This is a genomic window from Onishia taeanensis (assembly GCF_003268885.1).
Lineage (GTDB): Bacteria > Pseudomonadota > Gammaproteobacteria > Pseudomonadales > Halomonadaceae > Onishia > Onishia taeanensis_A.
Window position 1 is genome coordinate 157,484 of the sequence record NZ_QLSX01000008.1, and the last position, 13,998, is coordinate 171,481.

Annotated in this window: 6 protein-coding genes; all 6 read left to right on the forward strand. The window is 67.8% G+C overall.

What is annotated here, in order from left to right; genetic code table 11:
* Positions 1–60 precede the first annotated feature (60 nt).
* The 6 genes from BCL93_RS12140 (at position 61) to recD (ending at position 13,961) form a co-directional block, all read left to right on the forward strand.
* Positions 61–1,422, forward strand: a complete 1,362-nt coding sequence (locus tag BCL93_RS12140) for a malonyl-CoA decarboxylase (protein ID WP_112055535.1) — start codon at positions 61–63, stop codon at positions 1,420–1,422.
* Positions 1,419–2,942 (forward strand): malonate--CoA ligase, encoded by a 1,524-nt coding sequence (locus BCL93_RS12145; RefSeq protein ID WP_112055536.1) that lies wholly within the window; start codon positions 1,419–1,421, stop codon positions 2,940–2,942. Before BCL93_RS12140 ends, BCL93_RS12145 begins: the two co-directional genes overlap by 4 nt.
* Positions 2,943–3,168: 226 nt before the next feature.
* Positions 3,169–3,804: a methylated-DNA--[protein]-cysteine S-methyltransferase gene (locus BCL93_RS12150; RefSeq protein WP_112055537.1), complete on the forward strand. Its 636-nt coding sequence runs from the start codon at positions 3,169–3,171 to the stop codon at positions 3,802–3,804.
* Positions 3,805–3,925: 121 nt separating this feature from the next.
* Positions 3,926–7,618 carry an exodeoxyribonuclease V subunit gamma gene (gene recC / locus BCL93_RS12155; RefSeq protein ID WP_112055538.1) on the forward strand — a complete coding sequence of 1,231 codons (3,693 nt, stop codon included), beginning with the start codon at positions 3,926–3,928 and terminating at the stop codon, positions 7,616–7,618.
* Positions 7,615–11,700: a UvrD-helicase domain-containing protein gene (locus BCL93_RS12160; protein ID WP_112055539.1), complete on the forward strand. Its 4,086-nt coding sequence runs from the start codon at positions 7,615–7,617 to the stop codon at positions 11,698–11,700. Before recC ends, BCL93_RS12160 begins: the two co-directional genes overlap by 4 nt.
* Positions 11,697–13,961: an exodeoxyribonuclease V subunit alpha gene (gene recD, locus BCL93_RS12165; RefSeq protein ID WP_258396495.1), complete on the forward strand. Its 2,265-nt coding sequence runs from the start codon at positions 11,697–11,699 to the stop codon at positions 13,959–13,961. The genes BCL93_RS12160 and recD overlap by 4 nt, the downstream gene beginning before the upstream one ends.
* The last annotated feature ends 37 nt before the right edge of the window (positions 13,962–13,998 follow it).

Here is a 13,998-nt window from a genome sequence, read left to right on the forward strand (position 1 = left end):
GCCCTTGTCATTGTCCTTATCTTTGTCTTTGGACCTGGGCTCACCAATGAGGGATCAATAATGAATATGAGCTTCCTGCAGGAGCTGTTCAGCAACATCACTCAGCGCGATGTACTGCTCAGGCGCCGAGAAGATGAGCGCTCTCCCGTCGATCACGCCATGCTGATCAAGGCCTGTCAGGCGCTGCTCGAAAGTGACGGCGAGGCCTCGAGCATCACCTTGGCGAGCCAGACCCTGGCGATCTATGCCCGCCTTGACGACGACCAGAAACGGCAGTTCTTCATGGGGCTGGCCGACGATTTCGCCGCCGACCCCGAGGGGATCGATGCCGCTTACGCGGCCTACCGCGAGACCCGCGACAACCTCACGCAGCAGCACCTGTTCGATGTCTGCGAGCCCCGTCGCCAGGAACTGCTGCGCCGGCTCAACCTGCCAAGCGGCGGCACGCATGAGCTGGTGCACATGCGCGAGGATCTGCTGGCGATGCTCGGCGAACACCCCGATCTCAAGGCCATCGATGCAGACTTCGCCCACCTATTCGCCTCCTGGTTCAATCGCGGCTTCCTGGTGCTCAAGCGTATCGACTGGAACACGCCGGCGGTGATCCTCGAGAAGATCATCCGCTACGAGGCGGTGCATGAGATCCACGACTGGAACGACCTGCGCCGGCGCCTCGATGCCCGCGACCGGCGCTGCTTCGCCTTCTTCCATCCGGCGATCGGCGACGAGCCGCTGATCTTCGTCGAAGTGGCCCTGCACAAGGGACTGCCCGACCAGATCCAGGCGATCCTCGATCCCGCCACCTACGACATCGAGGACCCGGAGGCCGCCGACACCGCCGCCTTCTTCGGTATCAGCAACTGCCAGACCGGGCTGCGCGGCATCTCCTTCGGCAATTTCCTGATCAAGCAGGTGGTGCAAGAACTCAAGCAGGAACTGCCCCATCTCAAGCACTTCGTCACCCTGTCGCCGGTGCCGGGCTTTCGCAAGTGGCTGGAGACCGTGTTGCAAGACGCAGGCGACGGCCTCGACGAGGACGCAAAGGCGGCGCTTGAGCACCTCAATGCGCCCGACTGGGCCAGCGACCCTGAACAATCACAGCGGCTCAAGGAACTCATCAAACCGCTGGCGGCGCATTACCTGCTCAAGGAAAAGAATGCCAAGGCATTGCCGCTCAATCCCGTAGCCCGCTTTCACCTGGGCAACGGCGCCCAACTGCATCGCATCAACTGGCTGGGCGACACCTCGGGCAAGGGACTCCATCAGGCCGCCGGGCTGATGGTCAATTACCTCTATGTGCTCGAAGACATCGAACGCAATCACGAGAAATACACCACCCACGGCACGATCGCCTGCTCGTCGGCCGTGCGCGACCTGGACCGACGTGCCCGCAAACTGCTCAAGGGAGAACCAACAAAATGAACCACAACCTGTTCGATACCTTCGCTCAACGGATGCGGGCGCGCGGTGACGCCGATTTCATCACCACCCGCGACGGTCGTGGCTACAGCTATGCCCAGGCCCACGCAGCCAGCGAACGACTGGCCGGTGCCCTGGTCGCGCTCGGCGTGAGCCCGGGGGACCGGGTCGCCGTGCAGGTCGACAAGAGCCCCGAAACCATTCTGCTGTACCTGGCCACCCTGCGCGTCGGCGGCGTCTACCTCCCGCTCAATACCGGCTACACCGGCGAGGAGATCCGCTACTTCCTCGGCGATGCGGAGCCTGCGCTGTTCGTCTGTCGCCCCGCGGTCGAGGACGAAGCACGGCGCATCGCCGGCGAGACCGGCTGCCCGCAGGTGGCCACCCTGGGCATTGAAGCCGACGGCAGCCTGATGACGGCCGCCGCCGAGGCAACGCCATACGAGGGCATTCAGGCCCGGGAAGGCGATGACCTGGCCGCCATCCTCTATACCTCCGGCACCACCGGTCGCTCCAAGGGCGCGATGCTGACCCACTCAAACCTCAGCTCAAACGCCACGGCGCTGGTCGACACCTGGCAGTTCAGCGAAGCCGACCGGCTGATCCATGCCCTGCCGATCTTCCACACCCATGGGCTCTTCGTGGCCTGCAACGTGGTGCTGATGTCCGGCGCCAGCATGTGCTTCCTGCCACGCTTCGACGTTGAGGCGATCATCGACGAGCTGCCAGCCGGCACCACCATGATGGGCGTACCGACCTTCTATACCCGCCTGCTTCAGGACCCGCGCCTGACCCCGGAACTGACCGCCAACATGCGCCTGTTCACCTCCGGCTCGGCCCCGCTGACCGCCGACACCCACCAGGCCTTCGAGGCCCGCACCGGCCATGCGATTCTCGAGCGCTACGGCATGACCGAGACCAACATGAACACCTCCAACCCCTACGAGGGCGACCGGATCGCCGGCACCGTCGGCATGCCGCTGCCCGGGGTGGAGGTTCGCATCACCGACCGTGAGAGCCGTACCGCCCTGCCCCAGGGCGAGATCGGCATGCTCGAAGTGCGCGGCCCCAACGTCTTCGTCGGCTACTGGCGCATGCCGGAGAAGACCAAGGAGGAACTGCTCGCCGATGGCTTCTTCGTCACCGGTGACCTGGCGATGATCGACGAGCGTGGCTATGTACATATTGTCGGGCGGGACAAGGACCTGGTGATCTCGGGGGGCTACAACGTCTATCCGAAAGAGGTCGAGCAGGTCATCGACGAGCTAGACGGGGTGGTCGAATCGGCCGTGATCGGCGTGCACCATCCCGACTTAGGCGAAGGCGTGACCGCCGTGGTGGTCAAAAAGCCCGGCGCCACGATCGACGAGGCACTGGTAATCGCCTCGCTGAGCGACCACCTCGCCAAGTACAAGCAGCCCAAGCGAGTCCTGTTCGTCGACAGCCTACCCCGCAACACCATGGGCAAGGTGCAGAAGAAGCAGCTACGCGACGACTACCGCGACCTATACAGCGACGCCTGACCGGCTCCTGCCCGTACCTGGACATAAGCACTCACCGAGGCCGCCCCATAAGGCGGCCTCGTCGGTTGTAGAGACCGGCGACGGGAGCAAAAACAAGAACCGATAACACGCGCAGAGACGAACACCGTAGCAAGCATCACCAGCAGCCAGGGCCAGTTTCCGCTATGGTCTCGGTAGCGCTTTCCAAAGATCCTTCTCCAGAACGATCATCTCAGGAGTCACCGTCATGTCCTCTGCCCCCGCTGCCTCCCGCTCGCTTTTTGATCAACCGGATGCCCTTCTGGATAAGCATCCGGATAAGCGCCTTGATGAGCGTGACGATGTCCGTCCTGCCGACCAGGTCGCCGAATCCCGGGGCGATATCCTCGACGATCAGGCCCTCGACTACTATCGGCCGCCGGAAACCGCCGCGCTGGGCCTGATCCGCCTGCGCGCCAGCGATAAGGGTCTCACCGAAATCGTCTTCGTCGGCGAGGCGGAGGCCGATGAAACGCCCCGTCCCAACGCCCTGACCGACCGCGCCCACGCCCAGCTCGAGGAATACTTCGACGGCCTGCGCCAGACCTTCGACCTGCCGTTGTCGCCCAAGGGCACCGACTTCCAGCAGCGGGTCTGGCAGGCGCTTTCCACCATTCCCTTCGGCGAGACCCGCTGCTATGCCGAGATCGCCGAGCAGCTTAACCGTCGTGGCGGCCAGCGCGCAGTGGGCCGCGCCAACGGCCAGAATCCGCTCGCCATCGTGGTGCCCTGCCATCGCGTGATCGGCAGCGACGGACGCCTGACCGGCTACGCCGGCGGCATCGGCCGCAAGCAGTGGTTGCTCGCCCATGAGGCCGGCGAAATTCCCTTCGACTTGGGGTGAGTTCGGCTAAGCCCGGCGGCTCGAAACACGCCCATCGACCTGAAATGAGCGACAGCTGATTTATGCCGTGGGCGATTTGCGGCACCATTGACCTCCGTCTCAACGCCGCGAAGGAATCGCCATGCCCCTCCGTCTCTCTCAGGGATCCGAGCTCAGCCCCGGCTTCATGGTGATCCACGGCAATCGCCTGGAAACGCTGCGCGACCTGGCGGTGGAATGGCTGCGGACCCATCCGCTGGGGCCGCTGGAAGACGAAGTGATTCTGGTGCAGAGCAACGGCATCAGCCAGTGGCTGAAGCTGGCGCTGGCCGCCGACCCGCCCGCCGGCGCCGGCATCGCCGCGGCGATGGATGTCACCCTGCCAGCCCGCTACCTGTGGCAGGCCTACCGCGCAGTGCTGGGCAATGAAGCCGTGCCGCCGTCATCACCCTTGGACAAGCCGCGCCTTATCTGGCGACTGATGCGTCTGCTGCCGGAACTCACGAATGATGAGACCTTCGCCCCCCTGGCACGCTTTCTGGCCGACGACGATGACCTGCGCAAGCGCCATCAGCTTGCCGAGCGCCTGGCCGACCTGTTCGACCAGTACCAGGTCTACCGCGCCGACTGGCTGGCCGCCTGGGCCGAGGGCCGCGACGAGCTGATCGATGCCCGCGGCCAGGCCCGGCCGCTCGCCGAGGACCAGTGCTGGCAACCGGCGCTGTGGCGGCGGCTGCGCGACGACATTTCTCAAGGACTGGGCGAAAACGGCCTCGCCACCAGCCGTGCCTGGGTACACACCCGCTTCCTTGAGGCCTGCCGCGAACTGACGCCCGAAGCCCTGAACAAAGAGACGCGACCGGCCGGACTACCGCGCCGGGTAGTGGTATTCGGCATCTCCTCGCTGCCCCGCCAAACGCTAGAGGCACTAGCCGCGGTGTCGAAGGTCACCCAGGTGCTGCTCTGCGTGCACAACCCCTGCCGCCACTACTGGGCAGACATCATCGAGCACAAGGACCTCTTGCGGGCCGCCCGCCGGCGCCAGCGTCACCGCCCCGGCATGCCGCTCGAACTCGATGACACCCAGTTGCACCTGCACGCCCAGCCGCTGCTGGCCGCATGGGGCAAGCAGGGCCGCGACTACCTGCGCCTGCTCGACGAGTTCGACGACCAGGACGCCTACCGGGCGCTATTCGACGCCGAGGCGCTGCGCATCGACCTGTTCGACTCGCCCGCCGACGGCGAGGCGCCGGGGCTGCTGCAGCAACTGCAGGACGACATCCTCGAATTGCGCCCGCCCCAGGAGACTCGCGACACCTGGCCAGCGGTGAACCCGGCCCTTGATCGCAGCCTGCGCTTCCACGTCGCCCACAGCGCCCTGCGCGAGGTGGAGATCCTCCACGATCAGCTACTGGCCGCCTTCGACGCAGACCACACGCTGCGCCCGCGCGACGTGCTGGTGATGGTGCCGGACATCGACACCTACGCCGCCGCTGTACAAGCGGTATTCGGCCGGCTGCCCCAGGATGACCCGCGCCATATTCCCTTCACGCTCTCCGACCAGACCAGCCGCCACCGCCAGCCGCTGCTGGTGGCGCTGGAGGCGCTGCTGCACCTGCCGGAATCGCGGCTCACGGTCAGCGACCTGCTCGACCTGCTGGAAGTCCCCGCCCTGCGCGGGCGCTTCGGACTGACCGCCGACGACCTGCCGGTGCTGCGCCGCTGGATCGAGGGCGCCGGCATCCGCTGGGGGCTCAACGCCGAGCAGCGCGCCCGGCTCGACCTGCCAGGCGGTCTTACCGCCAACACCTGGGCCTTTGGCCTGCGTCGCCTGATGCTGGGCTACGCGGTGGGCCAAAGTACGGACAACGAAAGCGCCGGCGGTCCCTGGCACGACATCGAGCCCTATGGCGACATCGGCGGCCTGGAGGCCGCGCTGGCCGGCCCACTGATGGACCTGCTCGACGCCCTCGAGGCCCAGTGGCGCGCGCTCAGCGAGCCCGCCGACGTAGCCACCTGGTGCCGCCGCCTGCGCGCCTTACTGAGCGATTGCTTCGCCGCCGAGGACGAGGCCGACCTTGCCACCCTCAACCGCCTGGGCGAACTGCTGGAAGACTGGCAGGAGACCACAGAGGACGCAGGCCTCACCGAAGCCCTACCGCTCTCGGTGGTACGCGAGCACTGGCTTGGCCAGCTCGACGAAGCCAACCTCTCCCAGCGCTTCCTGGCCGGCGCGGTGAACGTCGCCACCCTGATGCCGATGCGCGCCATCCCGTTCCGCCACGTCTGCCTCTTGGGCATGAACGACGGCGAGTACCCGCGGGTACAGCGCCCGCTGGATATCGACCTGATGGGGCACGACTACCGCCCCGGCGACCGCTCGCGCCGCGAGGACGACCGCTACCTGTTCCTCGAAGCACTGCTCTCGGCCCGCGACAGCCTGATGATCAGTTGGGTCGGCCGCAGTATCCACGACAACGAGCCGCGTCCGCCCTCGGTACTGCTCGGCCAGCTCCGCGACCATCTGGCCGCCGGCTGGAAACTGGCCGGCGCAGAAGAAGGCGACGCCGCCGGCCAGGCCCTCGTCGACGCCCTGACCACCGAGCACCCGCTGCAGCCGTTCAGCAGACACTACTTTACGGGCGAGCGAGGCCTGTATACCTATGCTCATGAATGGCGAGCGATCCATGCCGGCCATTCATCTCCCGAAACCGCCGTCGACGGCGAGCTGCCGCCGATGGAGTTCGACACGGCACTGCCACTGGCGCGCCTAAGTAGCTTTCTCAAGGACCCGGTGAAGGCCTTCTTCACCACCCGGCTCGGCGTCTACCTCGAGCGCGAGGCGCTGGAAAGCCCGGACCACGAGCCCTTCGCCCTGGACGGCCTAGACCACTGGCAGCTCCAGCAGGCGCTGATCGAGGCCGGGCGCCGCGCCGTCGATGCGGCCGAACCGCCAACGCCTGCCATTCACGACACTCTGGAGCGCCTGGAGCGCGAGGGTCGGCTGGCCATGGGCGGCTTCGCCGAGCTGATGCGCGAGCAACTCGTCGAGCCGCTGGACAAGGTGCTCAGCGACTACGCCGACCAGCTCGAGGCCTGGCCCTACGCCTGGGAGACCCCGGCGGCCGTGTCGCTGACGCTTGATACGGGCGAGGACCCACTGTCGACTGATCCGCTGCGGGTGGAGGACTGGCTGGACGGCCTGCGCGAGAACGCAGACGGCGAACGCTGCCGCCTGGTGCTGATGACCAGCAGCCTGGTCAACAAGGGCAAATACAACTGGAAGCACTGGCTGGCCCCCTGGGTCGCCCACTTGGCCGGCCAACTCGCCCTGGGCCCCATGACCACAGTGCTGCTCTCCCGCGCCGGCGGCGGCACCCTGGCGCCGCTGGAGGCCAGCACCGCCCGCAAGCATTTAGAGGCCATCGCCCGCGCCTGGCGCGCCGGCATGACCGCCCCGCTGCCGCTAGCCCGGGACACCGCCTTCGCCTGGCACGAGAAGGGCGGCGACGAGAACGCCCTGGCCCGCGTCTTCGGCGGTGAAGGCTCTTCACAGACAGACAAGGCCGAAGAAGCCGACCTCAAGGCCTGGAAGGCCGCCGTTCAGGTGTTCGAGGGCAACGACTACACGCCCGGTGAGCGCGACCGCGACCCGTATCTGGCCCGCCAGTGGCGCGACCTCGCAAGCCTAGTACGCCATCAGGCCTCCGGGCGGCACTTCACCGAGCTGACGAATGCGCTCTACGCGCCGCTGCACGATGCCGTCAAGGCAAAGGGCGGCGGCGATAAAAAGAACGAAAAGAATGGCAGCAAGGGCCAGGGAGGCAAGGCATGACGATGACGGAAGCCATGCAAGCGGCCGAGACGCCACGCCTCGACCCGGTCGCCCTGCCGCTTACCGGCAGCCGGCTGATCGAGGCCAGCGCCGGCACCGGCAAGACCTTCACCATTGCCCTGCTCTACCTGCGCCTGGTGCTCGGCCCGCGGAACGAAGACGACGCGGCCAGCTTCCCGCGGCCGCTGACGCCGCCGGAGATCCTGGTGGTCACCTTCACCAACGCCGCCACCCAGGAGCTGCGCGACCGCATCCGCGCGCGGCTGGTGGAAGCCGCCGAAGCGTTTCAGCCCACCGACAAAGACGGGGAACCGGGAGCAGATCAAAGCGGAGGTCCGATGCCAGGGATGGCATCGGTAGCGCCCAGGGAGGGGTTCACAGCGCCTCCGCAGCGACCTGATACCGGGCCGAATCTCAATCAGACAGGCGACCTCTTCGCCGAACCGGCTGTGGATAACTCAGCGCCCGAAGACAAAGCACCGAGCGATGAGAAGCCGAGCAGTGACCCGCTGCTCGCCCTGCGCGACAGCTACCCCCGCGAGAGCTGGCCGACCTGCGCCCGCCGGCTGCGGCTGGCCGCCGAATGGATGGACGAGGCCGCGGTCTCGACCATCCACGCCTGGTGCCACCGCATGCTGCGCGAGCACGCCTTCGACAGCGGCAGCCTATTCGCCCTGGAGATGTCGCTGGACCAGTCGGAGATGGACCTGGAGATCGCCCGGGACTACTGGCGCAGCTTCTACTACGACCTCGACCCCGAGGCGCTGCAGATCGTCGCCCGCTACTGGACCACACCGGACACCCTTAACGACACCGCCGGCCGGCTGCGCACCCACGCCGCCGCCCTGCCCGTGGCACCGCCGCCCTTCGAGGCGCTGGCCAACTACCGTGAGCAGCGCGCCGCGGCGCTGGCCGAGTTCAAGGCGCCGTGGCCGGCCTGGCTGGACGAGTTAGAAGCGCTTCTTGAGGCCGCCGCCAAGCGCAAGGCGTTCAACGGCCAGAAGCTCAACGCCCGAAGCCGCGCCAACTGGCTCGCCGCCCTGCGCGACTGGGCGAATGACCCCGAACTAGCCAAGCCGGCACTGACCGACGCCGCCTGGAAACGCCTGACGCCCGAAGGCATCGCCGAGATCTGGAAGGAAGATCCCGTCCCCAACCTGCCGGCGCTGGAGGCCCTGGAAGCGCTGCCGGATCAGCTCGCCGAGCTGCCCGACCCCTTTGCCGACCTGCTCGCCCACACCGTGCACTGGATGGCCGCCCGCCGCGAGACCGTGCAGCGCCGCCGCGCCGAGCTCGGCCCCGACGACCTGCTGCACCGGCTGGACGCCGCCTTCGCAGGCGAGGCCGGCAAGACCCTGGCCGCCCGCATCCGCGAGCAGTTCCCGGTAGCGCTGGTCGACGAGTTCCAGGACACCGACCCGGTGCAGTACCGGCTGTTCGACCGGGTCTACCGGCTGGCCGAGAACCGCGGCGGCGTCGATGACAGTGAAACGAGCGCAGCTTCGGGCGCTGACAAGAGCGCGGCTTCGGGCGCTGAAAATAGCGCGGCTTCGGGCGCTGAAAATAGCGCAGCTTCGGGCGCTGACAAGAGCGCGGCTTCGGGCGCTGACAAGAGCGCCGTGCTGCTGATCGGCGACCCCAAGCAGGCGATCTACGCCTTCCGCGGCGCCGATATTCATACCTACCTTCAAGCCCGGCGCGACACCGCCGGCCGCCACGTCACCCTGGGCACCAACTTCCGCTCCGCCACGCCGATGGTCGAGGCGGTCAACCGGGTGTTCGAACATGCCGAGCAGAGCGAAGCCGGCGCCTTCCTCTTCCGCCGCGGGGATGACAATCCGGTGCCTTTTGCACCAGTGAACGCGAACGGTCGCAAGGATGCCCTGGTTCGCCTCGGCGCGCCCCAACCAGCGCTGACGCTCTGGCACCTGGATGCTGAAGACGCCTTGTCGAAATCGGCCTACCTCCACGAGCTTGCCGGACGCTGCGCCACCGAGATGGCCAGTCTCTTGCGCGAGGGCCAGGCCGGGCAGACGGGCTTTATCCAGACAAACACCCAGCAAGACGGAGCGCTTAAGCCGCTGGCGCCGTCGGATCTGGCCGTGTTGGTCAACAACGCCGGCGAGGCCCGCGCCATCCGTGGCGCCCTGCTGGCCCGGGGCATCCGCAGCGTCTACCTCTCCGACAAGGAGGGCGTGTTCGAGACCGAGGCCGCCGCCGAGCTGGAGATGTGGCTGGCCGCCTGCGCCGCGCCGGACGACGAACGCTCCCTGCGTGCCGCGCTCGCCACGCCGAGCCTGGGGCTGTCGCTTGCCGAGCTCGACGCCCTGAACGGCGGCCCCCAGCAGGACGAGCTGGCCTGGGAGGCGCGGGTAATGCAGTTCCGCGACTACCACCGCCAATGGCAGCGCCGTGGCGTGCTGCCCATGCTGCATCGGCTGCTGGCCGACTTCGCGGTGCCCGGCCGGCTGTTGGCAGTGCCCGAGGGCGAGCGAAGGCTCACTGACCTCTTGCACCTCGGCGAATTGCTGCAGGAAGCCAGTACCGAGATCGACGGCGAGCACGCCCTGCTGCGCTTTCTCGCCGAGTCCCGCGCGCATCCACAGGCCCAATCCGACACCCACCGCCTGCGCCTGGAAAGCGACGCCGACCTGGTGCAGGTGGTCACCATCCACAAGTCCAAGGGCCTGGAGTACCCGCTGGTGTTCCTGCCCTTCATCGCCGCCTTCCGCCCGGTAAAGGCCGGCGACTTGCCGCTTCGCTGGCACGACGACGACGGCTACCTGTGCCTGACACTGTCCGCCGACGAGGCCACACTCGCCCGCGCCGACCACGAGCGCCTGGGCGAGGATCTGCGCAAGCTCTACGTCGCCCTGACCCGCGCCCGCCACGCCACCTGGCTCGGCCTGGCGCCGCTGGAGGCCATGGAACGCAGCGCCGTCGGCCATCTGATCGCCGGCGGCCAGGCGCTCTCACCCGACAAGCTGCGCCCGGCACTCGAAGCGCTGGCCGACGAGCACGCCGGCGATGGAGCTCAAAGAGTTACGGTGCAGGACGCTCCCGAGCCCGATGCCACGCCGGTGGAACTCGCCAGCGACGACACGCCGCTCGGTGAGGCCCGCGCGCCCACCCGGGCGATCCGCGAGCACTGGTGGATCGCCAGCTACTCGGCGCTGCGCACAGGCGCCACCCCGGATGAGGACAATACAGAAGCCAGCGCCGAGGCGGGGCCGTCGCCCGAGCCCACCACCGCCGATGAGGCGACGGCCATGGAGGTGATCCACGAGCCCTTCGATGCCAACGCCGCCACGGTGAGCGAAGGCTCGCTTCACCGCTTCCCCCGCGGGCCCTCTGCAGGCACCTTCCTGCACGGCCTGTTGGAATGGGCCGGCGAGGAAGGCTTCGCCAAGGTAGCCGAGGACGCCGAGCTGCGCACCGACACCCTGGCCCGGCGCGCCAACCGTCGCGGCTGGGAAGGCCAGATCGCCGCACTCGAACAGTGGCTGCCGGAGCTTTTGACCACGCCGCTGCCAGTGCCGGATTCAGGCGATGGAGAGGCCGCGCCGCTGCGCCTGGATGCCCTGGACGGCGCTACCGACTACCGCGTCGAGCTGGAATTCTGGTTCGCCGCCCACAAGGTGAATACGCGCAAGCTGGACGCCCTCGTAAGCGCTCGCACACTCGACGGGCGACCACGGCCGGCGCTCGAGCCCGACACGCTGAACGGCATGCTCAAGGGCTTTATCGACCTAGTGGTGGAACATGAGGGGCGCTTCTATGTGCTCGACTGGAAGTCCAACCACCTGGGTGCCGACGATGCCGCCTACACCGAGGCGGCGATGGCCGATGCCGTACTCGAGAAGCGCTATGACGTGCAGTACTGCCTCTACCTGCTGGCCCTGCACCGGCTGCTCAAGGCCCGGCTGCCGGACTACGATATCGAACGCCACCTGGGCGGGGCGCTCTACGTCTTCCTGCGCGGCACCCGTGCGCCCTCCCGCGGCGTGCACGCCGAACGCCCGCCAAGCGAGCTGATCCTCGCGCTCGATGCCCTGTTCAGTGCCGAGGAGGCCACCGCATGATGCCGACATTTTCCAACACCTCCCCGGTCAATACCGACGCCCCGGAGACCGCGCTGATTCAAGCGCCCGAAAACGCGCTTATTAGAGCGCCCGAAAACGCGCTGGCCGATCACGCGGTGCTGTTCGCCCTACTCGACCGCTGGGTGGAGCGCGGCTGGCTGCGCTCGCTGGACCGCGCCTTCGCCGCCTTCCTGCATCGCGAGGCGAACCGAGAAAGCAGGGAGAATAACGGAAACACGGTAAGTGAGGCCTCACCTCTGCTATTACTGGCGGCGGCGCTGGCCAGCCACCAGCTCGGCCGCGGCCATGTCTGCCTGGACCTGGCCCAGACGCTGGCCACCCCGGACCTGGCACTCTCGCTGCCGCCGGAAGGCGACAGCCTGGACGACCCGCCGCCGCTGCCCAGCCGGGTGATGGCCGCGCTGGACCTCGACGCCTGGCGCGCGGCGCTGGCCCAGCCCGAGTTGGTGGCCGAAGGCCCCGGCAGCACCCCGCTGGTACTCGCCGGCAGCCGAGAGCGCCCACGGCTCTACCTACGCCGCTACTGGCAGCACGAGCAGGATATTCACAGCCGGATCGTTGCCCGGCTCGGTGGAACGGATAACGACGACGCCCCGGACGCGGCCCGCCTACGCCCGATTCTCGACGCGCTTTTTCCCGAGCCGACACAGCCCGCACCCCTCGACTGGCAGAAGGCCGCCTGCGCCCTGGCCGGCCGCTCGCGCTTCGCGGTAATCACCGGCGGCCCCGGCACCGGCAAGACCACTACCGTGGTGCGCCTGCTCGCCCTGCTTCAGGCGCTGGCGTTCGGTGAAGACGAACAGGCCCTGCGCATCCGCCTGGCCGCCCCCACCGGCAAGGCCGCCGCCCGGCTCAACGAGTCCATCGCCGGCCAAGTGGCCAGGCTCAACCTCAACGGATTGGCCGACGATCCCGAGCGGCTGCGTGAGGTGATTCCCAAGGAGGTTTCCACCCTGCACCGGCTGCTCGGCTCGCGCCCCGACACCCGCCGCTTTCGCCACGACCGCCACAACCCGCTGCCGCTGGACGTGCTGGTGGTGGACGAGGCCTCGATGGTGGACGTAGGCATGATGGCCGCGATGCTCGAGGCGCTGCCGCCCCGGGCACGGCTGGTGCTGCTGGGTGACAAGGACCAGCTCGCCTCGGTGGAGGCCGGCTCGGTGCTCGGCGATCTGTGCGCCCGGGCCGAGGGCGGCCACTACACCCCGGCCACCGCTGAGTGGCTAGCCAAGGCCACCGCTGAGTGGCTAGCCAAGGCCACCGGCCAACCGCTGCCAAGCGACACCCTGGACGCCAACGGCCAGCCGCTGGACCAGGCCATCGCCATGCTGCGCGTCAGCCACCGCTTCACCGCCGAGAGCGGCATCGGCCAACTGGCCGCCGCGATCAACCTGGAAGCCGAGCCCGCCCCCAAGCGCCGCGCCATCACTGAGGCGCTAAGCGCCGGCTTTGCGGACCTCTCGCACCTGAAGCTTGCCGCCGACGACGAGCGCAGCCTGGCCCGCCTGGCGGTGACCGGCTACCCCGAGCGTTTTCCCAATGCCGGCCAGGGCCGCATACATCGCGGCGAAACGCTGCCGCCCCCAGTGGGCTATCGCCACTTCCTGAGCGTGATGGCCGAGCGGCGCCCGGCGGATGACGCGGAACAGGAACAGTTCGATGCTTGGGCCCGCGCCGTGCTGGCGGCCCACGGCCACTTCCAACTGCTGTGCGCGCTGCGCCGCGGCCCCTGGGGCGTGGAAGGCTTGAACGAGCGAGTGCGCCAGGCGCTGGAGCGGGAGAAACTGATCGACAGCCAGGATGGCCGCCAGCGTTGGTACCCCGGCCGCCCGGTGCTCGTCACCAAGAATGACTACGGCCTGGGGCTGATGAACGGCGATATCGGCATCACCCTGGATATGCCGCGTCCAAGCGCCGCGAATGGCGAAACCAACCGCCGCCTGCTGCGGGTGGCCTTCCCCGCCGGTGATGGCACCGACCGCATCAAGTGGGTACTACCCTCGCGCCTGCAAGCGGTGGAGACGGTATTCGCGATGACGGTGCACAAGTCCCAGGGCTCGGAGTTCACCCACGCCGCCCTGGTGCTGCCCGACGCGCCGAATCCCATCCTCACCCGGGAGCTGGTCTACACCGGCATCACCCGCGCCCGCCACTGGCTGACGCTGTTGGAAACCGGCCGCGGCCAGTTGATGGACGCGGCGCAAAGGAGAGTGATGCGAGTGAGTGGGTTGGGGAGCTGATGAGCATCGGCTCCCTTATTAATGTCACGGACGCGAC

Coding starts and splice junctions, on each gene's coding strand:
- BCL93_RS12140 (WP_112055535.1), top strand. CDS start 61: ATGAATATGAGCTTCCTGCAGGAGCTGTTCAGCAACATCACTCAGCGC.
- recD (WP_258396495.1), top strand. CDS start 11,697: ATGATGCCGACATTTTCCAACACCTCCCCGGTCAATACCGACGCCCCG.
- recC (WP_112055538.1), top strand. CDS start 3,926: ATGCCCCTCCGTCTCTCTCAGGGATCCGAGCTCAGCCCCGGCTTCATG.
- BCL93_RS12145 (WP_112055536.1), top strand. CDS start 1,419: ATGAACCACAACCTGTTCGATACCTTCGCTCAACGGATGCGGGCGCGC.
- BCL93_RS12150 (WP_112055537.1), top strand. CDS start 3,169: ATGTCCTCTGCCCCCGCTGCCTCCCGCTCGCTTTTTGATCAACCGGAT.
- BCL93_RS12160 (WP_112055539.1), top strand. CDS start 7,615: ATGACGATGACGGAAGCCATGCAAGCGGCCGAGACGCCACGCCTCGAC.